This is a genomic window from Ruegeria sp. YTSA108, assembly GCF_059610185.1.
Genome location: NZ_JBXWND010000003.1, coordinates 59,576 through 80,291, shown reverse-complemented (window position 1 = coordinate 80,291; position 20,716 = coordinate 59,576). Strand labels below are relative to the sequence as shown.

Here is a 20,716-nt window from a genome sequence, read left to right as displayed (position 1 = left end):
TTTATCCCGCAACTTTCAGAACAATCTTGCCAATATGGCCAGAGCTTTCCATCCGGGCATGGGCCGCCGCCGCATCAGCCAGATCAAACTCACTATCCATGACAGGGGCAACTTTTCCCGCCTCGAGCAAAGGCCAGACCGCTTCGTGCAGATCCGAAGCGATTTTTGCCTTGGCCAGATCGCTTTGCGGGCGCAGAGTACTGCCAGTCAAGGTCAGGCGTTTGACCATCATAAGCGCAAAATTCAGCTCGACCACGGGCCCCTGAAGGAAGGCTATCTGCACCAGCCGTCCATCCTCGGCCAGCGCCTTGACGTTGCGTGGGATATAGTCGCCGCCCACCATGTCCAGTATCAGGTTCGCCCCGCCCTCGGCCCGCATCGCGGCTACGAAATCCGCGTCACGGTAGTTGATCGCCTGTTCGGCACCCAGCTTTTCACAGGCCTCACATTTTTCAGCCGAGCCTGCAGTGGCAAAGACCCGAGCGCCAAAGGCATTCGCCAGCTGAATCGCCGTTGTGCCGATACCACTGGAACCACCATGCACCAGAAACCGCTCACCGGCCTTTAGGCTGCCGCGCATAAAGACGTTGGACCAGACGGTAAAGAAGGTCTCGGGCAGGCAGGCGGCTTCTTTTAGGCCCATCCCCGCTGGCACCGGCAAACAATGCGCCGCAGGTGTGGCCACATATTCGGCATAGCCGCCGCCCGGCAGCAAGGCACAGACCTGATCGCCAACGGATAGGTCTTCGACCCCCGCCCCGATGGCCACGACCTCACCCGCGGCCTCAAGACCCGGCAGATCACTGGCACCCGGAGGTGGATTATAGGCACCGGCGCGCTGCAGAGCGTCCGGGCGGTTCACCCCCGCATAGGCGACTTTGAGGATCACTTGACCGGCCAAAGCTTGGGGCATCGGGCGTTCTGTCAGTTGCAGAACATCCGGACCGCCGGGTTCGGTGATTTCAACGGCGCGCATCATCTGAGTCATGGGTAGATCTCCTTTGGCCAATGCCTAGCAGGCTGAAACGTCAAGGCCCAGTAGCAAGAGGACTACTTGCGCGGTGTCAGGAATCCGGGAAGCGTGCCGTGGGTTTTAGCCGGAGCCTTAACCTGCCCGGCCAACCAATTCGGAACAGCAAGAAACGGTCTGAACAGAGGATTGTCCCTCACCTGCCCCTTAAGCTTTTCGAACTGCATGACATTGTCGATACGACGGTCCAGAAACTCCCACGTTTTCTGATTCCCGGGCGAATCGTCCCCCAACCAGAACAACAGGGTCGAGGAATAGACCCCCGACAATGTCGCCCGCTTGGTGTACCAGTTCACGTCGTCCGACGTGTCTCCCAACGTGTCCCAGATCAGATCACAGGTTTGCCATACTGCCCTTGCGCCATCAGCCGCGTGGCTTGGCAGCGAAAACATGGTCATACCCCGGCGCACGAGCTCCTTATCCGGCACGGCCTGCAGCCGGAAGCGGACGGCAGCAGCGATCCGGTCACGGAATTTGATATCGCCCAAATCCTCAGTTTTAAGGCGATCTGCCATCACTGCGTCCCCGCGCGCATGAAATGTCAACGCCAGGTCAACGGCACCACGCGGACAAATCGCACGCACCAGAACGTCATCCATTCCACATTCTTCAATCGCCGCGCGAAAGCTGGTTTCCGACCAGCCATCGAAGGGAACATGTGTCAGCATCGCATCCAAAAGCTGCTGCTTGGCGTCTTCATAGGTGGTGGTCATGGCGGTTCTCCGGTTATCAGGACCAGTACTAGACAAGATAGAGGTGCTTTGCTATACGGCCAATTCCTGCAATTTCCTTGCAACTCTATCTAGAAAGGTGGTGACAACCACATGCAGGTTAGTGTTCGCGACAATAACGTCGATCAGGCGCTTCGTGCCCTGAAGAAAAAGCTGCAGCGCGAAGGCGTGTTCCGCGAAATGAAGCTTAAGCAACATTTCGAGAAACCGTCCGAGAAAAAAGCGCGCGAGAAAGCTGAAGCGATCCGCCGTGCCCGTAAACTGGCACGTAAGAAAGCACAGCGCGAAGGTTTGCTCTAAGCACCTTCCTCGTCCAGTTTTGGATGACACTATTTGACGACCCCCGAGGCATCGCCCGGGGGTTTGTCGTTTTCAGGGTGACGTTGCGCGCTTTTTCGCGACTGGCTGACGCAACCCCGCGTCAATGCGCGATAAATCGCGAACTCAGATTCAACTTCCGGTGGCGATCTGCCCACCAACCCCGAGCGGCACGATTGTGTCTTCTCGTCGCCAAGTTCTCGCCACTAATGTCCCGCCAAAATAACGCAATCTATTGGAGGCAGAATCATGTCAACGGCCAGCGATCTAGAGCGGCAGATGCTCGCATTGATCAATGCAGAGCGGGCAAAGGCGGGCTTACAACCGGTCAAGCTTGAGCTTCGGCTGAACGCAGCGGCGGAAGATCACAGCGAGTGGATGCTGAACGTCGATAAGTTCAGCCATACCGGCGCCGGAGGTTCGCGACCATCGGACAGAATGGAAGATGCGGGCTTCGAATTCTCCGGAAGCTGGCGTGCGACTGAAAACATCGCATGGCAGAGTGTCCGCGGTGCGCCGGGGCTGTCGGATGACGTTCAGGATCTGCACAACAGCCTGATGAACAGTTCCGGCCATCGCGCGAATATTCTGGACGCCAACGTGACCGTTATCGGAATTGGGATTGAGGTCGGAAACTATGACGGCTGGAACGCCATCATGGTGACCCAGAACTTTGCACGGACCTCTGCGCCTTTGCAGCTTGATACCAGCAGTTCGGGTGGTTCCGGTGGTTCCACACCTCCACCGCCCTCGGGGCAGTTGGACGTCAGGGCTGGCAAGATCGGCACTGCTGCGGATGACTGGTTCGTTTTGAAATCCGGACAGTCTGGCCTTTTGGATGGGCGCGGCGGTGATGATAGCCTGGTTGGTGGCGGCGGCCGAGATAAGCTGCTTGGCCGCTCCGGCGACGACACCCTGAACGGCGAAGGCGGAAATGACACTCTGGTTGGCGGAGCTGATAATGACGACCTGAATGGGGGTGATGGCAAAGACCTTCTGAAAGGTGGCTATGGCATTGACCAGCTGGACGGCGGCGCCGGAAACGATGTGCTTAAAGGCGGGCAGGACAACGACATTCTTATCGGTGGCGCTGGCAACGATAAATTGCTTGGTGGTAATGGCGCAGATGTCATGACCGGTGGCACCGGAGTGGATCAATTCTACTTCACCAAGGGCGCGGATACTGTGACGGATTTCACCGACGAGGATATCGTCAACCTCCGGCAGGCCAAGTCTATCGTTGGGTATAACGATCTGATGAAGAACCACATTTCGCAATCCGGAAATGACGTCATCATCGATGCCGGTAACGGCCACACCCTGACACTAGAAGATACCTTGTTATCGGACCTGGCCAGAGACGACTTTGTGTTCTGAAGGCCGGACAAGCGAAAACTAAAGCCACGCCCCCGGAATCCGGGGGCGTTTTTCGTGATCAGTAAATCTTGGGCACGTACAGCTCGTCCGGCAGAACACGCCGTTCGTATTCCGGATTATATTTGCGATCCGGGAGATCGACTTTTTCCTGCGGTACATCCGTATAGGGGATCTTGGTCAGAAGATGCTCAATACAGTTCAGGCGCTCACGCTTTTTGTCGTTGCCTTCGACGATGTACCAGGGCGCCTCGCGGATGTTGGTACGGAACAGCATGTCCTCTTTGGCTTTGGTATAGGCCTCCCAGCGGATACGGGATTCCAGATCCATGGGGGACAGTTTCCACTGTTTCATAGGATCGTGAATCCGCATAAGGAATCGCAGCTGCTGTTCCTCATCCGTGATCGAGAACCAGTATTTCAGCAAGATGATCCCGGATCGAACCAACATCCGTTCGAATTCGGGAACGTCCTGAAAGAACTGATCAACCTGATCTTTGCTGGCAAACCCCATCACCCTTTCGACCCCGGCACGGTTATACCAGGACCGATCGAACAGAACGATTTCACCGGCGGCGGGCAGATGCGGAACATAACGCTGGAAATACCACTGGCTCTGCTCACGACGACTGGGCGCCGGCAGAGCAACCACCCGGGCAACACGCGGATTCAGACGCTGCGTAATCCGCTTAATCACCCCACCCTTGCCAGCACTGTCCCGGCCTTCAAACAGGATACAGACCTTGGCACCGGTATGTTGCACCCAGTCCTGCACCTTGATCAGTTCAGCCTGAAGTCGCAGCAAGTTACGGAAATAGACCTTGCGATCCAGCATGTCGGGATGCTGATCCTTGTAGATCTTCCGCACTTCCACCGACAGCATGGGCTCGCTGAATTCGATCTCAAAATCTTCGTCCAGCGCGTCTTCCAACTCGGCTTCGAGCCAGTCTTTTGGTGCATGGTTAAATTCGTCGGTCAAGGTCTGCTCCTTATCAATTAACGGGTCAGGACCCTATCAGGCGCGTGTAACCGCCTGATGTCATCACAGAGGTAGATGAAAGCCTTTTTCTAAGCTTATCTGCCGGGGTCAGCAAGATCACTGCCCCAGGAATTCGGAAACTTGGCATTTCCGCTCGGCTGGATCATTCAATCGCCAGAGCCACCCCTACTTCAGCTTGTATGAAGCCTGTTAACATGACTTGCCAGCCCGAGTGTTCTGAGGGCATCAAAGCACAGGTCATTTCAGAGAGGGGCCGTGGCGCATTTCATATCTGTTCTGCCGGTTGTTTGGCCCTGGTTTATCCTGATCGCCGCGCAGATATGCGCTGTTTCAGGGAAATGGTCTTTGGGGTTCGTTCTGCTGACCTGTTTTGGCTTGATTGCTCTGACCTTGGGTCTGGTCACGCCCTTTGCCGCAGCTATTGCGTCAGCAGGTCTTACCGGAGCGTTGATGCTACGCGGTTTGAACGGTGCGTTTTCCTTTGTTGGACATATCGCCTTGATCCTGTGGTGCCTGGCCATGGGCGCACATCTGGTTCCGGGCTTTCATAACCTACTGGTACTGGACCGGGTTCATGCCGGTCCGGGCAGCACCGATTTCACGATGTACCTGAACCTGGACAAGCCTCTGATCCTGTTCGCCGTCCTTCTGGCCTGGCCACGCATGAATGATGGAGTAGCGTATATACGCAAATCGCCGCTGGCGGTCGGGCTGGTCGCATTGCCGGCCCTGTTTCTACTGGGCCTCTCAGTCGGTGCCATCCGGCCAGAGTTCACCCTTCCCCATTGGTGGATGATCTTTGCACTTTCCAACCTGTTTCTGACCTGCCTCACGGAAGAGGCCTTTTTCCGTGGCTATCTGCAATCAGCACTTTCCGAACGCCTGGGGGCTGCTGCGGGGATTGCTGCGACCAGCCTGCTTTTCGGGCTTGCACATTTTGCAGGTGGACCTGCATTGGTTGTCTTTGCAGCCCTTCTTGGCGCGGCATGTGGCCTGGGATATTACGCGACAGGACGGCTTTGGGTTCCGGTTCTGATGCATTTCGCCTTTAACGCGGCGCATCTGGTGATTTTCACCTATCCCAGCCCAGCCTAGGTTAAACCGGCAACGCCGTCGTCTTGAACACAGTCCGAAGCGCGAATGAACTTTGCATCTGCGCCACGCCTGGAAGTCGAGACAGATATTGGCGATGGATGCGGGCGAAATCCTCGGTGTTTTCGGCAACGACCTTCAGGATGTAATCCGCAGTTCCTGCCATCAGGTGGCATTCCAAAACATCCGGGATCCGCGCAACAGCTTTTTCGAAGGCCTCCAGTACTTCCTCGGCCTGGCCCTGCAAGGTGATCTCGACAAACACCGTTGTTGGCACATTCATCTTGCGCGCGTCCAACAAGGCAACGTAGTTGCGGATATAGCCATCGGCCTCAAGCCTCTGTACCCGCCTATGGCAGGCCGAAGGCGACAAATTCACCTGCTCGGACAATTCAGCATTCGACATACGACCATTCCGCTGCAAGGCAGCCAAAATCTTTCTATCTGTCGTATCAAGGCTCATCCACGCAATTCCTTTGCGGGTTTTACCCATTGTAGCGAAGATTTTCCCGAAGAAAAGCCGGAATGCGGGCAGAGTTTCACAGAAATTGCACCCGAAACCGCCCATTATTTAGGCAGTTTAGGAACGGAGAGACCTAATGAAAATCGGTTGCCCCAAAGAAATCAAGCCGCAGGAATTCCGTGTCGGCATGACGCCCAACGCCGCACAAGAGGCGGTGTCTCGTGGCCATGACGTGATAATCGAAAACGGAGCTGGCATTGGCGCCGGGTTTGACAACGATGATTACGTCGCCGCAGGTGCCCGCATCGTGGACAGTGCAGAAGAAGTTTTTGCCACCGCAGAGATGATTGTCAAAGTCAAAGAACCCCAGGCGGGCGAACGCAAGATGCTGCGTGAAGGGCAGCTTTTGTTCACCTACCTGCATCTGGCCCCGGATCCGGATCAGACCCATGACCTGCTGGAATCGGGCTGTACGGCTATCGCCTATGAGACAGTGACCGATGCAAATGGAGGTCTGCCCCTGCTTGCACCCATGTCCGAGGTTGCGGGCCGTCTGGCACCACAGGTCGGATCCTGGACGCTGCAAAAGGCCAATGGCGGCCGCGGAGTGCTGATGGGTGGCGTCCCCGGTGTTGGTCCAGCAAAAGTTGTGGTTATCGGTGGGGGCGTCGTCGGCACCCATGCCGCCAAGATCGCCGCAGGTATGGGCGCGGATGTGACGGTACTGGACCGGTCCCTGCCCCGGCTGCGTTATCTGGACGACGTGTTCGGCGGTCAGTTCAAGAACCAGTATTCAACTGCAGGTGCGACCGCGGAGCTGATCCAGACAGCCGACATGGTGATTGGCGCTGTGCTGATTCCGGGTGCTGCAGCGCCGAAACTGGTGACGCGCGCGCAGCTGTCCACCATGAAACCCGGCGCGGTTCTTGTGGATGTTGCCATCGACCAGGGCGGCTGTTTTGAAACCTCAAAGGCCACAACCCATGCGGACCCGATCTATGAAGTTGACGGCGTCATGCATTACTGCGTGGCCAACATGCCCGGCGCGGTTGCAAGAACATCAACAATAGCACTGGGCAACGCCACAATGCCGTTCATGCTAGCACTGGCAGATAAAGGATGGAAACAGGCCTGTCAGGATGATCCGCACCTGCTGGCTGGCTTGAACGTTCACGCCGGCCAACTCACCTATTATGCGGTTGGCAAAGCGCTTGGGATTGACGTGGTATCCCCCAACGTCGTCATCAAATCCTGACGGAAGCCTCCAACCCCTGAAGCGCCCTCACCCGAGGGCGTTTGCAGCGTTGGGCATAGCGCCGCCTCTTCGTAGCGGCGTGACCTGTTCACAGCGTTGAACGGGGCACCAAAAACAACGACGCCGCGCGATTAGCGCGGCGCCGGGCCCAACCGGAGGAGGGTATTTCAATGCCCGAGCGACGGGCGGGAGCATCATCCCTGTTTCTGGATCTCGACCGAATGCGGGTATGGAATCGAAACGCCTTTTGCATCAAACGCTTCTTTGACTGCTTTGGTCATTTCAAATTTGACATCCCAATAATCGACAGCGGCACACCACAAGCGCGCCGTCAGATCGACCGAGCTGTCCCCCAGATTTGTGACCCGCACCCAGGGCTCGGGATCGCCGTGGATGCGCCCGTCAGCCATTGCGAGGTCCAAAATGATTTTCATCGCCTCATCCGCGCTATCGCCATAGTCGATACCAAACACCAAATCTACACGACGCGTCTCGTGTGCCGAGTAGTTGGTGATAACTGACCCCCAAGCCTGGCCATTGGGTACAATGATCTGCACATTGTCGGGGGTCACGAGTTCGGTCGTGAACAGATTCAGATCTTTGACAGTTCCGGCTGTTCCGCCGATGTCGACATATTGGCCAAGCTTATACGGCCGGAAGACAACCAACATCACGCCTGCCGCCAGATCACTAAGTGTACCCTGCAGCGCCAGGCCTATGGCCAGCGAAGCAGCACCCAAAATGGCAACGATACTGGTTGCTTCGATCCCGAAGATGCCCAGAACAGCCACAATTACCATGGCCAGAATGGCCCATTTGATCATGCTGGCGGCAAAATTGCCCAGCGTCGGATCAATATGGGGCGTTTTGTTGATACGGCGGCGAACAACCCCAGCGATCATACCTGCCGCAATCCAGCCCAATATCAGAACAATCAGAGCCTTGCCCGCACTCATCAAGATTGGCACATAGCCATTTGCCATATCCATGGCTTGATTTGCCATTTCCATCGTCTGCTCCAATTCGGGTTTCCTTCTGCTTTCAGATCGTTAATTGAATCCCACCTATCTGGTGGGGTCCTCTTCTGCCGTAACTGCAGGAGTCACTTTTTCAGTGCGTCGCGGATTTCCATCAGGATGTCCAGCTCGCTTGGCCCGGCTGGCGCTTCTTCTTCCGCCGGAGCTTCCTCTTCTGCCGCCTCTTTGACCCGGTTCACCATTTTGACCAGCATGAAAACCACCCAGGCGATGATCAGAAAGTTGATGATCGCCATGATGAACGCACCATATGCAAAAACAGAAGCACCGGTTTCCCGCGCCGCTTCCAGGCTCGCCCCTTCGGCGACATCACCGGCCAGAACGGAGTAGTTGTTGGTGAAATCAACCCCACCCGTGAACAGACCAATCAATGGATTGATCAGATCGCCAACAAGCGACGTAACAATTGCGGTAAATGCGGCTCCAATGATGATACCCACCGCCATATCCATAACATTGCCTTTGGCAATGAATGTCTTGAACTCCTGGAACATAACTTCCCTCTTTCCCTGTTGTCATTTTTATGCGCCTAAACGCACGGCAACTGTGCGCTAATTGCACTATAAAATGTATGTTTTTATGGGAAATCGTGACTATTTTTCCCCAATCGGCTTATTCAGGAGACCCCATGACACATTTTGCGTCTTATTCCATTACAAACAAATGGCCCGCCAAAGACCCTTCGGTCATTCAGCTCTATTCTTATCCGACGCCTAATGGCGTCAAAGCCTCGATCATGCTTGAGGAAACCGGCCTGCCCTACGAGGCGCATCTGGTCACGCTTGCGGATGCGGATGTCAAAAGCTCCGAGTTCCTGTCGCTGAACCCAAACAACAAAATCCCTGCAATCATTGACCCGAACGGTCCTGATGGACATCCCCTGGGCCTGTTTGAAAGCGGTGCGATCCTGTTGTATCTGGCCGAGAAGTCAGGGAGATTCATGGGCCAGACACAAAGCGACAGACATCGCATTACCCAATGGCTCATGTTCCAGATGGGTGGAATTGGTCCCATGCTTGGGCAACTTGGCTTTTTCCACAAATTCGCCGGGAAAGAGATCGAAGATCCGCGCCCACGTGAGCGTTATCTCAACGAGGCAAAGCGGCTGTTGAATGTCGTGAACAATCAACTTGATGGTCAGGAATGGATCTCCGGGGACTACTCGATCGCCGACATTGCAATCGTCCCCTGGCTGCGCGGGTTGGATTTTTATGGTGCCCGAGACATTGTTGGCTGGGATGAGTACGCAAATCTCCAACCTTATCTTGATCGGTTTCTTGCGCGTCCCGCCGTTCAGCGCGGGCTGCAGATTCCTTCCCCAGGTTAACACGTGTGGGGTGAGGCAATACCTCACCCCATCCATTTAGCTTGGAAGCTTACCCGTCAGAACATACCGCAGCACATCCACCACCTGCGAGGGATGTTCAGCAACAGCCAGGGCGGCTGCATCCACCTCTTTCAACGCGTGCTGATGATCTGGCCCGTGCACTACTATGATCGACTTGCCCAAAGCCGCCGCATATCCCGCGTCAAAGGCTGCGTTCCATTGCTTGTATTGATCGCCAAAGCGGACGACCACGACATCAGCGTCTGAAATGCCCTTGCGGGTTCGGATCGCATTGACCATCGCACCCTTGTGGTCATGCCAATACTTGTTTGGCTCGGACCCCAAAATTGCAACGCCGCAATCGTCGCTGGCTTCGTGAACCGTGACAGGGCTGTTGAACGAAATGTCCAACCCTTTCGCCCCGTCAATGATCTGCTCGCGCCAGTCGGTGTGTATCTCTCCGGACAGGTAGACGTTCAGGCCCATTGATTTCTCCTTTGATTTTATTGGCGACCCTAAAGACAAAATGGACCTGACCCAAGGGGGGGCTCAGAAAGCCAGCCGCCAAAACACCGGCTGCCCGTTGGGAACTGCCTTACGGGCCGCGCTGCGCTGCTTGCTTCCCAGAAACCCCGGCATCTCGGATGTTGGCTCGAACCCGAAACTGCGGGGCAAACGGGTATAGATCGACCGAGGCGGCAACCGTCCCCAGGTGATCCCTTTCAGCTGCGCGCCCGGTTCTGGCTGGTGCATCCAGACTTCGCGAATGGCGAATTCGTCGCGCAGCAGCACCAACACTGCCAACATCATGACCTCGGCCCATATTTTCGCATATTTCTGCTGCAGCGCCTGCTCGTATTCACGCGTCAGACGCAACTCACGCGACCGGGGCGCCCGGCATTGCAGTCGACGCCGGGCATGGCCGACAAAGCGCAACCAGTCGGACTGAATTTCTTCAATCAGACAAAAGCCACTTGTTAAATCTATATCCAAGCGGCACCAGGCCAGAGTCGGACGGCCATGCGTGCGTACCGGGTGCCAACAGCTTTGGAACGCACCCACCGCCGCGCGCTGTTCGAATTTCCACAACAGCTCGGCATGCTCGGTCGGGAAGCCCAACTGCACCACAAGGTTATGCGCCTTGCGCGTGGTTTGTTCACCAGACCAGCGCTCAAAGCTCAGGCAGAAATCCAGCCATTCGGACTGATAGACCGCTTCTAAACCATGGAACGCCGCAGGGCTTAGCCCCTTCAGACGCACGGCGCGATCCGCATGGGCCACGGCCAGCACATCGTGCCTCCGCAAAACCCCACCGCACCGCGCGATCATGGGTTTCAGCAAAGGACGCGCCAGCAAACGGGACAGCCCCGATTGCTTTAGATCCGAAACCGACATTTCGGCCTCCATTGACTGGCACAGCAACCAGGGGCTTTGCCGGTCGGTATAATAGTAGAATGGCATCTCTTCCGGCAGAATCTGCCGGATCATCGAGATGTCTTGGCGTTTCATGACAACTCTCCAACGGGAAACAGGCCCGCCGGTCAGTTGGCGGGCAATCAGGGTTTGGGCATTGCTTTTGCGAGGCTGGGATCTGGCATCTGGCAGACTCCGGATTGTGATTGCATCAGGGGGCTGGACTTACGGCCAGGGGGTGATTCCACTCAACCCCTGGATTTTCAGGACGCAGGGACGTTGCAGCACGGCAACACTGGCGTCTGAGAAACGAGAAAAGCGCGCCAATTGGCGCGCTTTGCATTTGGATTACGGTCGCGTTAGCCGCGCAGAACGCCGCCTGTTGCCTTGGAAACCTTGGCGATGATCTTCTCGGCCACCGCTTCGATGTCTTTTTCTTTCAGGGTCACATCTGTTGGCTGCAGCCGAACAGTGATGGCCAGAGATTTCTTGCCCTCACCCAGGCTGCCGCCAATGAATTCATCAAAGACGCGCACATCCTCGATCAGCGCCTTGTCGGCCCCGGCAGCGGCATTCACCAGCGCCAGTGCCTCGACGCCTTCATCGACGACAAAAGCAAAGTCACGCTCGACCGCCTGCAGATCGCGCAGCTCCAGCGCCGCGCGGGTCGCCCCGGATTTACGCGGCAGAGGCACCTCATCCGGCCAGATAGTGAAAGCCACCGCCGGGCCCTTGATGTCCATCGCCTGCAACACACGCGGATGCAACTCGCCGAAAACGCCCAGTACCTTTTTCGGACCCAGACAAATTTTGCCGTGTCGGCCCGGATGCCACCAGGCGTCGCCCTCGCGTAGGATCTGAACCTTGGCGGGTGCGCCGATGGCGGCCAAAACGGCCTCGGCATCTGCCTTGGCGTCGAACACATCCGCCGGGCGTGTGGCGCTATGCACATCCTTGGGGCCGTCGCGACCGACTAGCAGGCCGGTAATCTGGATTTTCTGATCGCCTGGCTCGCCGTCGTGAAAAACTGGGCCAACTTCAAACAGCGCCACATCCGCATAGCCGCGCGCCTGATTGCGGGCCGCCGCTTGCAACAGCCCCGGCAGCAGATCGGGGCGCATATGGCTCATCTCGGACGAAATCGGGTTTTCCAACTGCGTCGCTTCATCGCCACCGCCAAACAGTGCTGCAGATGCCTGATCAATGAATGTATAGCTGACGCATTCGTTATAACCCAATGCGGCACAGGTGCGGCGCGCCATCGACTGGCGGCGCTGAGTGGCTGTCATAACCGGTTTCGGAATGCCATCAGTGACCCTCGGCAGCGGCTTGCCCTGAAGCTTGGTCAGGGAGGCAATTCGTGCGACCTCTTCCACCAGATCAGCCTCGCCCATGACATCGGGGCGCCAGCTGGGGACATGGGCCATCTCGCCTTCAAGGCGGAAACCCAGACGGGTCAGGGTCTGGCGCTGCTCGCTTTCGGGAATGACCATCCCGACCAGCGATTGCACCCGGGCCGAGTCCAACTTGTAGGATCGCGCATGGTTTGGTGCTTTGCCTGCCTCAACTACTTTAGAGACCTCGCCACCGCAGATATCCAGGATCATCTGCGTTGCATGTTCCAATCCTTCCAGCGTGTATTCCGGGTCGACGCCGCGCTCGAATCGGTACCGCGCATCCGAGTTGATTTTCAACGCCCGGCCTGTCAGTGCAATTTGCACATGATCCCAGAACGCGCTTTCGAGGAAGACGTTCACGGTATCCTCGATACAGCCGGTTTCTTCGCCGCCCATGATCCCTGCAATGGATTCCGGGCCGTTGTCGTCCGAAATCACCATCATGCCGGGTTGCAGCGTGTATTCCTTTTCGTCCAGCGCCACCAGCTTTTCGCCGCCCTTGGCCCTATGTACGCGCAGGTTGCCCTGAACCTTGTCCGCATCAAAGACATGCAGCGGACGGTTTTGGTCGAAGGTCATATAGTTGGTGATATCCACCAAGGCCGAGATCGGACGCAGGCCGATCGCCTTCAACTGATCCTGCAGCCACTGCGGGCTGGGGCCGTTCTTGACACCCTTGATCAGACGCCCGGTAAAATGCGGTGCTCCGTCCAGCGTGTCATCATCAATCGTCACTTTGATCGGGCTGACGAAATCGCCCGGCACCGGCACATAGTCGCGCTCTTTCAGCGTGCCGACCCCGCGTGCCGCCAGATCGCGCGCGATCCCGGCGACGCCCAACGCATCGGGGCGGTTCGGGGTGATCGCAATCTCGATCATCGGATCGACCTTTGCGGGATCATTCTCGGCCAGCCAGTCAACGAACTGATCGCCGACCTCACCCGAGGGCAGCTCGATGATGCCATCATGCTCTTCCGACAGCTCCAGCTCGCGCTCCGAGGCCATCATGCCAAAGCTTTCGACACCGCGGATCTTGCCGACGCTGATGGTGATGTCCAGGCCCGGAATATACATGCCCGGTTTGCAGACCACGACGGTGATGCCTTCGCGCGCATTGGGCGCGCCGCAGATGATCTGCAGATCACCCTCATCCGTCGCAACCGTACAGACCCGCAGCTTGTCGGCATCAGGGTGCTGTTCGGCATGGGTCACTTTTCCCAGCGTAAAGCCCGCCAGTCGGTCCGCCGGATTGACGATCTCTTCGACTTCGAGCCCCAGATCGGTCAGCGTTTCGGCGATCTCATCGACCGACGCGTCAGTGTCCAGGTGATCCTTGAGCCAGGAAAGGGTGAATTTCATCGGTCGTATTCCGCATAATCTTGGGTCAGCCCGCGTGTAACGGATATTCAGACAAGGGGAAAGAGGCCGTGTGCCACATGATCACCTACTGTTCGGCAACTGTGTTGGCGACGCTATCCGATCCGGCAAACACCGCCAAAATCCGCGCGATGCTTTCGCCAGTATTCGCCCCCACATGCGGGGATCGGAACGCTTCGACAAAGGCATCACCGGTTTTGTAGGTCTTTGTCCCCGCCGCGCCGTAATCGACAGTGATTTCCCCTTCCAGCACATAGGCCATCAGCGGAGCATTATGCCGGTGACTACCGGTCAGCTGACCCGGCTGCATGGTAATGATGGCCATGGTGATCTGCGGCGTGCCGTCCGGGTATTCCAGCGCCTCTCCGATCACGGATTTGTCCGTTTGCAGCAACACATCAACAGGCGGATAGGCATCACGCGCTAGGGCAGAGGTTGCGGTCAGGATCGCGGCGGTCACCAGCAGGGGTTTCATCGGGCAAGGCTCCTTGGTCAGATGGCCTGCGCAGATGACCCCGGATGTAGGGGGCTGTCAAACGGGTCAGGGATAGGCTGGTGTGCGCCCGGCCAGCTCATCCAACTGCCAGCCGATCCAGCCATGCGGGATGAAATGCCCGCCCGGATGCGTGTCCAACGTAACTTGCCCCAGCGCGCAATCGGTCCACTCCACGCGGCTGAGGGTCAGGAAAGGCTTCACGCTCCAATCGCCACGCGGGGTTGCACCGTTGCAGTCGAACTTCGCCTTCCACAACGCCACCGGATAGGTCGTGTCCCCGCCCGGACCCAAGGGAAAATCCATCACCGTGTCGTCCAACCCATGCACATGGCGCACCTGGCGCGGGGCCTGCGGGCAATCTTCGGTCTGGCGAATGCTGCCAGCTACAGCCAGCAGGGCCGCAACGTCATCGCCGGACTGACAGACATAGCGCCACGCCATCGCGCCGCCATAGGAATAGCCCGAGACATAGATGCGATCCGGGTCGATGGGATAGCGCGCCGCCACATCCTCTAGCACCCGATCCGCGAAGGGAACGTCATCGGTCTCGGAGGTCCAGAAATCCCAGCTTTTGCCCAGCCCGTTCGGGGCCACCAGAAATACGCCGCGCAGTTTGGTGGCCCCTGCGATCCTTTCGTGGTTGACCACCACATCCCCCTGCCGCGCCCAGCCGTGGAAATGCAGCAATACCGGCAGAGGGCTTTCGCCATCCCAGCCATCGGGTTCAAGCACATGATAGGAACGGTCGCCCAGCGGGCAGGCTGTGTCGCCGTGGCAGCCATTTGCTACAGCTTGGAGCGGGAGAAGGAAAAACAGGCAGGTCAGAATCCGAAACATAACTCGGAGCCTACCCGGCCCGCGCACGAAGTCACGTCACAACCCCGTGGGAGGCTGAAACAAGCCGCGCTATCGCTAGACCGCGGGGTGGCGATCCTTGGGCTGTGGAGGGCAGTTTATGCTGGCCAAATCCGTGCGCTGTTCGAGCGCTGCACTGACGGAGACAAATCGCCAGCCCGTGCGGGCGGTGTCGTCCATTGGGCTCGAACCAATGGCGCCTCAATGAACGACCGATAGCGCGGCGGCCTATCGGCCTTTGCTCCGCTACTTTCTCTCCATTCTGATTTCTGGCAAAAGACTCTGACGAAGTGTATCAATTGCTGCATCCACACGAGGAGCAAGTTTGTCGTATCTTCCTCCCATAGAGTACATTGCTCTAGTGAGCTCCTGATGAAGCTTTACATGCTCTTCAAGAGGGTTTGCCGCCAAATTCCAACCGCTCAGTGTAGCCAATGCAGCGTAGACTTCTTGTCGTACATCAAACAACTCGTCGACAGCCGATTTGACAACATTGGAACCAACGTACGCTTCATGAAGAACTTGCAGTTCTCGCAAGCGCTCAAAATCTTCTTTATAGCTTGCTAACCGGTTGAGTTTCATATCAATTATTTCTTGCGGGGTATCATCCGCGTCAGCGCGTATTTGCTCCATAACACTTCGGACACTGGCAATTGCAAGTTTGACGTTCAACGCGACACTCAACAGTTGTTCAGCAGTCTCCGCAGTTCGTTTTGAAACGTGTTCCCGCTTCCATGCATTGAGCTGAACGTAAGCAACTCCAACACCGATCACGATTGCCAGATTTCTAAGCCATTCAGTTACTGGGCCGACCCAATAGAAGTCACGGCACACATTCTCGCAAGCCGTGATCACTTCTACTTCGCTCACCGCGACAAACCGCCATGCAGGTTCGGCATATCCAGCGCTGCAAACCCGTAATGCCGCAGCCACCGCAGATCGCTGTCAAAAAACGCGCGCAAATCCGGGATGCCGTATTTCAGCATCGCCAGACGGTCGATGCCGATGCCGAAGGCAAAGCCCTGATAGACCTCGGGGTCGATGCCACCGGCGGCGATCACCTTGGGGTGGACCATGCCCGAGCCCAGAATCTCCATCCAGTCGTCGCCCTCGCCGATCTTCAGCTGGCCGTTATCCCAGGAACAGCGGATATCGACCTCTGCCGACGGTTCGGTAAAGGGGAAGTGCGAGGCGCGGAAGCGCAGTTCGACGTCATCAACCTCGAAGAAGGCCTTCACGAACTCTTCCAGAACCCATTTCAGGTTCGCCATCGAGATGTCCTTGTCGATGGCAAGACCTTCGACCTGATGGAACATCGGCGTGTGGGTCTGATCATAATCAGCGCGATAAACGCCGCCCGGACAAATGATGCGGATCGGCGCGCCCTGCAGCTCCATTGAGCGGATCTGGACCGGCGAAGTATGCGTGCGCAGCACATGCGGCGGGCGCTCGTCGCCCTCGGCACGGTGCATATAGAACGTGTCCATCTCGGCCCGCGCGGGGTGGTGGCCGGGGATGTTTAGCGCGTCGAAATTGTGCCAATCGGTCTCAATCCGCGGCCCTTCGGCCACCGAGAATCCCAGTTCGGCAAAGATCGCGGTCAGCTCCTCGGTCGCCTGGCTGACCGGGTGGATCGAGCCTTGGCGGCGCGCGCGCGTCGGCAGGGTAACGTCCAGCCATTCGGTGCGCAGACGTTCATCCAGCGCGGCATCGGCAAGACCGGCTTTCTTGGCGGCCAGCGCCGAGTTGATCTCATCCTTCAGGGCGTTCAGCGCGGGGCCTGCGACCTGACGTTCCTCGGGGGTCATCTTGCCCAGCTCGCGCATCTTCAGCGCGACCTCGCCCTTTTTGCCCACGGCGGCGACGCGGATCGCCTCAAGCGCGTTCTCATCGCCCGCCTCGGCGATCTGCCCCAGATATTTTGCCTTAAGATCGTCCATGACGCCCTCTGAATTTGGTCGCCAACCTGCTATCGGCCCCGCCCCGCGAATGCAAGCGGGACGCGGTGGGTCAATAGCTGTATTCGGGATAAATTCGAGTCAGATCGCCGTTCCAGTCGCCATTGTAGTGTTCCAGCAACTCATCCGCTGGAACCTTGCCGGTATCGAGACTTTCCTTCAGCGCATTCAGGAAATGCGTCTCATCGGGAACCAGACCACCTGCGCCGGGATAGGCCCGGGCCTTGAGACCACTTTCCGAGATCGCAACCACTTCGCGGGCAAGATCATGCATGTTGATGTCGCCAACCTGCGCCTGCAGGCCATTGACGGCCGCCTGAACGCGCAGTTCCTCGCGCGTTTCGGCATCCCAGCCCTTGACCAGATCCCAGGCCGCATCCAGCGCGCCCTGATCATAGGTCAGGCCAACCCAGAAGGCAGGCAGCGCACACAGACGCCGCCAAGGGCCACCATCCGCGCCGCGCATCTCCATGAATTTCTTGATCCGCGCCTCGGGGAAGGCGGTGGTCAGGTGATCGGCCCAATCAGACAGGGTAGGTGTTTCACCAGGCAGCGCGGGCAGTTTGCCCTGCAGGAAATCGCGGAAGGACATGCCCAGCGCGTTGATATACTGGCCATCGCGATAGACAAAGTACATCGGCACATCCAACGCGTATTGCACGTAGCGCTCGAACCCAAAGCCTTCTTCGAACACAAAGGGCAACATACCGGTGCGTGCATCGTCCAGATGCCGCCAGATATGGCTGCGCCAGCTTTTCTGGCCGTTGGGCTTACCCTCAAAAAATGGCGAGTTGGCAAACAGCGCAGTCGCCACAGGCTGCAAAGCCAGCGCCACGCGCAGTTTCTGCACCATGTCTGCCTCGGACCCAAAGTCGATATTGACCTGAACCGTGCAAGTGCGCCGCATCATGGCGCGGCCCATGGAGCCTACTTTTTCCATGTAATCGTTCATCAGCCGATAACGGCCTTTGGGCATCAGAGGCATCTGCTCATGGGTCCAGATCGGGGCCGCGCCCAGACCGATAAAGCCCACGCCGATTTCATCAGCGATATCCTTAACCTCGCGCAGGTGGGTGTTCACCTCGTCGCAGGTCTCGTGGATCGTCTCCAACGGCGCACCAGACAGCTCTAGTGCACCGCCCGGTTCAAGGCTGACATTGGCGCCGTCTTTTTCCAGACCGATCAGGTGGCCCGCTTCGCGCACCTCGGCCCAGCCGTGCCGGTCGCGCAGCCCTTCAAGCACCGCCACAATCGACCGCGTGCCTTCGAATGGCAGCGGTTTCAGTGAGTCTTTACAATAGCCGAACTTTTCATGTTCGGTTCCGATACGCCAATCGGCTTTGGGCTTGCAGCCCGCTTCCAGATATTCGGCAAGTTGCTCGTGGCGTTCGATCGGTCCGCCGCCGGACTGGGGGATGGACATGAACCGTGCTCCGATCCTGATGTGTCTGTCTTGTTGGTCAGTCGTGGTCGCAAACGAGGGCGGTGTCAATGCAACCGCATATGCGCAGGGCGCATCGACTGACGCTCCCAAATTACTACGGGATGTACGGCCCCACCGTTCAATTCCGACAACATATGTTCTGTTTTCAACCCCGGCAGCGCCGAGAACACGTCAAACAGCGCTTCGGCCCCTTCGGCATTCACAGGAATGTGAAGCGTCGGCTGGCCAGGCTGTTCCAACACCCAATGCGCCGGATTCGAGGATGGATCCAACGCCAACCGTTCGATTTCCCGCGTCGCTACCATGCCACCGTCCAGCGGGCCAAAATAGGATATCTGGCCTTCGTCGATGGTCACAACTCCGGGGCCACCGACGCCGGTGCGAAACCTGGCGCGCTGAACCCCGATCACGGCCAGTGCAAGCGACACCGCCACCAAAACCCAGCCCAACCAGCCCAGCAACCCACCCGGGCCGCTGATCCAGCTGAGGCCAACCAACAGAATGACACCGGCAACCAGCACTTCGCGCCAGCGCCACAGGGCCAGTTTCGCTTCGGGTCGGATGAAACTCATGCGGTATCCTCTGGGTTTATGAACAGGATGAGCGAGTACTGCCCCGCGGATTGAAAACCGATACCGATATAAGCACGCGCAGCGGAATCGGAAGCCGCAAACAAAACCGCGCGTTTCGCACCTGTACGGCGCGCCTCCTCCAGATGCAGCGCGACGGCCAGACGCGCATATCCACGGCCGCGCATTTCACGAGGTGTAAAGACCCCACCAATCTGCACGACTTCTTGCAAGCGCGCGTTAAAACCAGTCATGGCGACAGGCTGATCGTCGACCAGCAACACACGATGAGAATCACGTGCGGTATAGGCGTCGCAATCCAAGCCAGCCTGTTTTTGCGCTCGTGACGAATTGAATTCCATTGCTTCGATCAGGTAGTCAGACCGCCACCTTTCGACGATTTCACGATCAAACGCACCCAAAGGCACCAATTCTGCGCTTGTAGCATCCGGAATAGTAAGCTGTTCCAAATCCAGCGTGAAACCCGGCTCATCGCTGTTCAGCGTTGCCGGCCGATCCTCCCACCCCGCAAGACGCATGATCCGGCGGGCCTGTGTTGCCTCAGCCGCCATTCCAAACAAGGCACGCCCCCGGATCAGATCAATCGCAGCGGCCAGTTCTTCATCTGTGCAATCGGGACATTGCGGTAAAACCATGCCCTCATTCGTGATGGAGAACGCCGCACGGGGATCGTCGCCCAACACCCATATATTAACGGCACGTCGGTCCGTGCCCCGCAATCCAAAATCACGCAGATTGGCCACGGGGAACATCGACGTCTGAATGTGGCGCATTAGAAACTGGTCGATCTTCGGTACATCCGCCTCCTGCGCGAGACGCCAAATCATGACCAGTCCCCCAACGCCTGCTGCCACATGGTCAGAGCCGCAACGGCTGCAGTATCCGCGCGCAGGATACGCGGGCCAAGACTGACGACATGGGCATAGGGTAAGGCGGTCAGCCGGGCACGTTCACGTTGGGAAAAGCCGCCCTCGGGTCCGATAAGGATCGCCCATGGAAACCCCTTTTCATGCGCCGCCAGGCGCAGGGCCGAGCCGACCTCGGCCTCGTTACAAAACATCAGTTGACGCCCCTCGGGCCAGCCATCCAGAACTCGGTCCAGCCGCTGCAGATCGGCGACCTCGGGCACGAAGGTACCGCCGCATTGCTCGGCGGCCTCGACCGCGTGGGCTTGCAAGCGGTCCTGGCGGATACGTTCGGAATTGGTGAATTCTGTCTGCACCGGCATGATCCGCGCCGCACCCATTTCCGCCGCCTTTTCAACGATGAAATCGGTGCGTGCCTTTTTGATCGGGGCGAACAGGAACCACAGGTCGGGTGGCCGTTGCAGCGGTTTGGTCTGTTCGACACAAGTCAGTACACCGCCACGCTTTCCTGCTTCGGCTACTTCGGCCTGCCATTCTCCGTCCTGTCCGTTAAACAAGGCAACCTGCCCCCCTACAGCCAGGCGCATGACACCGAACAGGTAATGTGCCTGCTCGCGCGTCAATTCTACCGATTGCCCCGGACCCAAAGGGTGCTCTACATACAGTCTGATCTTTGCACTCATGAGACCTTAC

The 20,716-nt window shown here is 57.7% G+C and carries 22 protein-coding genes; 5 read left to right on the top strand and 17 right to left on the bottom strand.

Annotation, left to right across the window (positions count from 1 at the left end):
• Position 1: 1 nt before the first annotated feature.
• Both AC2FHW_RS05635 and AC2FHW_RS05630 read right to left on the bottom strand, forming a co-directional pair.
• The gene (locus tag AC2FHW_RS05635; RefSeq protein ID WP_271948536.1) at positions 2-988 is read right to left on the bottom strand and encodes an NAD(P)H-quinone oxidoreductase; all 987 of its coding nucleotides are present in this window, start codon (positions 986-988) and stop codon (positions 2-4) included.
• Positions 989-1,050: 62 nt separating this feature from the next.
• The gene (locus AC2FHW_RS05630) at positions 1,051-1,743 is read right to left on the bottom strand and encodes a COQ9 family protein (protein WP_271948538.1); all 693 of its coding nucleotides are present in this window, start codon (positions 1,741-1,743) and stop codon (positions 1,051-1,053) included.
• Between the two features lie 111 nt (positions 1,744-1,854).
• On the opposite strand from AC2FHW_RS05630, the gene rpsU reads away from it, so the two are divergent.
• Entirely contained in the window at positions 1,855-2,061 is a 207-nt protein-coding gene (rpsU, locus tag AC2FHW_RS05625; protein ID WP_005614280.1) for a 30S ribosomal protein S21, read from the top strand.
• Between the two features lie 267 nt (positions 2,062-2,328).
• Positions 2,329-3,456, top strand: a complete 1,128-nt coding sequence (locus tag AC2FHW_RS05620) for a CAP domain-containing protein (protein WP_496813613.1) — start codon at positions 2,329-2,331, stop codon at positions 3,454-3,456.
• A gap of 58 nt (positions 3,457-3,514) precedes the next feature.
• On the opposite strand, the gene ppk2 is transcribed toward AC2FHW_RS05620, so the two are convergent.
• Positions 3,515-4,432, bottom strand: a complete 918-nt coding sequence (gene ppk2 / locus AC2FHW_RS05615) for a polyphosphate kinase 2 (RefSeq protein ID WP_496689073.1) — start codon at positions 4,430-4,432, stop codon at positions 3,515-3,517.
• A gap of 276 nt (positions 4,433-4,708) precedes the next feature.
• Between ppk2 and AC2FHW_RS05610 the strand changes: the two genes are divergently transcribed.
• Positions 4,709-5,548: a CPBP family intramembrane glutamic endopeptidase gene (locus AC2FHW_RS05610; protein WP_496821569.1), complete on the top strand. Its 840-nt coding sequence runs from the start codon at positions 4,709-4,711 to the stop codon at positions 5,546-5,548.
• Position 5,549: 1 nt separating this feature from the next.
• Here the strand turns inward: AC2FHW_RS05610 and AC2FHW_RS05605 are convergent, their stop codons facing one another.
• Complete coding sequence (locus AC2FHW_RS05605; RefSeq protein WP_142635322.1) at positions 5,550-6,008, bottom strand: Lrp/AsnC family transcriptional regulator; 459 nt, start codon at positions 6,006-6,008, stop codon at positions 5,550-5,552.
• A gap of 136 nt (positions 6,009-6,144) precedes the next feature.
• On the opposite strand from AC2FHW_RS05605, the gene ald reads away from it, so the two are divergent.
• Positions 6,145-7,263, top strand: coding sequence for an alanine dehydrogenase (ald, locus tag AC2FHW_RS05600; protein ID WP_271948547.1), 1,119 nt, complete (start codon positions 6,145-6,147; stop codon positions 7,261-7,263).
• Between the two features lie 194 nt (positions 7,264-7,457).
• Here the strand turns inward: ald and AC2FHW_RS05595 are convergent, their stop codons facing one another.
• Complete coding sequence (locus tag AC2FHW_RS05595) at positions 7,458-8,267, bottom strand: mechanosensitive ion channel family protein (RefSeq protein WP_281995264.1); 810 nt, start codon at positions 8,265-8,267, stop codon at positions 7,458-7,460.
• Positions 8,268-8,365: 98 nt separating this feature from the next.
• Positions 8,366-8,794 (bottom strand): large conductance mechanosensitive channel protein MscL, encoded by a 429-nt coding sequence (gene mscL, locus AC2FHW_RS05590; RefSeq protein ID WP_142635318.1) that lies wholly within the window; start codon positions 8,792-8,794, stop codon positions 8,366-8,368.
• 134 nt (positions 8,795-8,928) lie between these two features.
• On the opposite strand from mscL, the gene AC2FHW_RS05585 reads away from it, so the two are divergent.
• Complete coding sequence (locus AC2FHW_RS05585) at positions 8,929-9,627, top strand: glutathione S-transferase family protein (protein WP_496821567.1); 699 nt, start codon at positions 8,929-8,931, stop codon at positions 9,625-9,627.
• A gap of 36 nt (positions 9,628-9,663) precedes the next feature.
• On the opposite strand, the gene AC2FHW_RS05580 is transcribed toward AC2FHW_RS05585, so the two are convergent.
• The 11 genes from AC2FHW_RS05580 to AC2FHW_RS05530 all read right to left on the bottom strand — a co-directional run bounded on the left by AC2FHW_RS05580 (position 9,664) and on the right by AC2FHW_RS05530 (position 20,706).
• Complete coding sequence (locus tag AC2FHW_RS05580; RefSeq protein ID WP_271948554.1) at positions 9,664-10,113, bottom strand: YtoQ family protein; 450 nt, start codon at positions 10,111-10,113, stop codon at positions 9,664-9,666.
• A gap of 63 nt (positions 10,114-10,176) precedes the next feature.
• Positions 10,177-11,136 (bottom strand): hypothetical protein, encoded by a 960-nt coding sequence (locus tag AC2FHW_RS05575; RefSeq protein ID WP_496749974.1) that lies wholly within the window; start codon positions 11,134-11,136, stop codon positions 10,177-10,179.
• Between the two features lie 263 nt (positions 11,137-11,399).
• On the bottom strand, positions 11,400-13,796 hold the full coding sequence (gene pheT, locus AC2FHW_RS05570) for a phenylalanine--tRNA ligase subunit beta (protein WP_496821565.1): 2,397 nt from the start codon (positions 13,794-13,796) through the stop codon (positions 11,400-11,402).
• An 85-nt stretch (positions 13,797-13,881) separates the two neighbouring features.
• The gene (locus tag AC2FHW_RS05565; protein WP_496821563.1) at positions 13,882-14,289 is read right to left on the bottom strand and encodes a cupin domain-containing protein; all 408 of its coding nucleotides are present in this window, start codon (positions 14,287-14,289) and stop codon (positions 13,882-13,884) included.
• Positions 14,290-14,355: 66 nt separating this feature from the next.
• A complete protein-coding gene (locus tag AC2FHW_RS05560) occupies positions 14,356-15,147 on the bottom strand; it encodes a CE1 family esterase (RefSeq protein ID WP_496821561.1) in 792 nt (263 codons plus the stop codon).
• Between the two features lie 264 nt (positions 15,148-15,411).
• Positions 15,412-16,035: a hypothetical protein gene (locus AC2FHW_RS05555; RefSeq protein ID WP_496821559.1), complete on the bottom strand. Its 624-nt coding sequence runs from the start codon at positions 16,033-16,035 to the stop codon at positions 15,412-15,414.
• Complete coding sequence (gene pheS, locus AC2FHW_RS05550) at positions 16,032-17,105, bottom strand: phenylalanine--tRNA ligase subunit alpha (RefSeq protein WP_281972601.1); 1,074 nt, start codon at positions 17,103-17,105, stop codon at positions 16,032-16,034. The genes AC2FHW_RS05555 and pheS overlap by 4 nt, the downstream gene beginning before the upstream one ends.
• Positions 17,106-17,175: 70 nt before the next feature.
• On the bottom strand, positions 17,176-18,546 hold the full coding sequence (locus AC2FHW_RS05545; protein ID WP_281995270.1) for a glutamate--cysteine ligase: 1,371 nt from the start codon (positions 18,544-18,546) through the stop codon (positions 17,176-17,178).
• 65 nt (positions 18,547-18,611) lie between these two features.
• Positions 18,612-19,139 carry a hypothetical protein gene (locus AC2FHW_RS05540; protein WP_281972603.1) on the bottom strand — a complete coding sequence of 176 codons (528 nt, stop codon included), beginning with the start codon at positions 19,137-19,139 and terminating at the stop codon, positions 18,612-18,614.
• Positions 19,136-19,984 (bottom strand): GNAT family N-acetyltransferase, encoded by an 849-nt coding sequence (locus AC2FHW_RS05535; protein ID WP_496728679.1) that lies wholly within the window; start codon positions 19,982-19,984, stop codon positions 19,136-19,138. Before AC2FHW_RS05535 ends, AC2FHW_RS05540 begins: the two co-directional genes overlap by 4 nt.
• The gene (locus AC2FHW_RS05530) at positions 19,981-20,706 is read right to left on the bottom strand and encodes a 16S rRNA (uracil(1498)-N(3))-methyltransferase (RefSeq protein ID WP_496728681.1); all 726 of its coding nucleotides are present in this window, start codon (positions 20,704-20,706) and stop codon (positions 19,981-19,983) included. Before AC2FHW_RS05530 ends, AC2FHW_RS05535 begins: the two co-directional genes overlap by 4 nt.
• Between the last annotated feature and the right edge of the window lie 10 nt (positions 20,707-20,716).

Coding starts and splice junctions, on each gene's coding strand:
- AC2FHW_RS05635 (WP_271948536.1), bottom strand. CDS start 988: ATGACTCAGATGATGCGCGCCGTTGAAATCACCGAACCCGGCGGTCCG.
- AC2FHW_RS05630 (WP_271948538.1), bottom strand. CDS start 1,743: ATGACCACCACCTATGAAGACGCCAAGCAGCAGCTTTTGGATGCGATG.
- rpsU (WP_005614280.1), top strand. CDS start 1,855: ATGCAGGTTAGTGTTCGCGACAATAACGTCGATCAGGCGCTTCGTGCC.
- AC2FHW_RS05620 (WP_496813613.1), top strand. CDS start 2,329: ATGTCAACGGCCAGCGATCTAGAGCGGCAGATGCTCGCATTGATCAAT.
- AC2FHW_RS05605 (WP_142635322.1), bottom strand. CDS start 6,008: ATGAGCCTTGATACGACAGATAGAAAGATTTTGGCTGCCTTGCAGCGG.
- ald (WP_271948547.1), top strand. CDS start 6,145: ATGAAAATCGGTTGCCCCAAAGAAATCAAGCCGCAGGAATTCCGTGTC.
- AC2FHW_RS05595 (WP_281995264.1), bottom strand. CDS start 8,267: ATGGCAAATCAAGCCATGGATATGGCAAATGGCTATGTGCCAATCTTG.
- mscL (WP_142635318.1), bottom strand. CDS start 8,794: ATGTTCCAGGAGTTCAAGACATTCATTGCCAAAGGCAATGTTATGGAT.
- AC2FHW_RS05585 (WP_496821567.1), top strand. CDS start 8,929: ATGACACATTTTGCGTCTTATTCCATTACAAACAAATGGCCCGCCAAA.
- AC2FHW_RS05580 (WP_271948554.1), bottom strand. CDS start 10,113: ATGGGCCTGAACGTCTACCTGTCCGGAGAGATACACACCGACTGGCGC.
- AC2FHW_RS05575 (WP_496749974.1), bottom strand. CDS start 11,136: ATGAAACGCCAAGACATCTCGATGATCCGGCAGATTCTGCCGGAAGAG.
- pheT (WP_496821565.1), bottom strand. CDS start 13,796: ATGAAATTCACCCTTTCCTGGCTCAAGGATCACCTGGACACTGACGCG.
- AC2FHW_RS05565 (WP_496821563.1), bottom strand. CDS start 14,289: ATGAAACCCCTGCTGGTGACCGCCGCGATCCTGACCGCAACCTCTGCC.
- AC2FHW_RS05560 (WP_496821561.1), bottom strand. CDS start 15,147: ATGTTTCGGATTCTGACCTGCCTGTTTTTCCTTCTCCCGCTCCAAGCT.
- pheS (WP_281972601.1), bottom strand. CDS start 17,105: ATGGACGATCTTAAGGCAAAATATCTGGGGCAGATCGCCGAGGCGGGC.
- AC2FHW_RS05545 (WP_281995270.1), bottom strand. CDS start 18,546: ATGTCCATCCCCCAGTCCGGCGGCGGACCGATCGAACGCCACGAGCAA.
- AC2FHW_RS05540 (WP_281972603.1), bottom strand. CDS start 19,139: ATGAGTTTCATCCGACCCGAAGCGAAACTGGCCCTGTGGCGCTGGCGC.
- AC2FHW_RS05535 (WP_496728679.1), bottom strand. CDS start 19,984: ATGATTTGGCGTCTCGCGCAGGAGGCGGATGTACCGAAGATCGACCAG.
- AC2FHW_RS05530 (WP_496728681.1), bottom strand. CDS start 20,706: ATGAGTGCAAAGATCAGACTGTATGTAGAGCACCCTTTGGGTCCGGGG.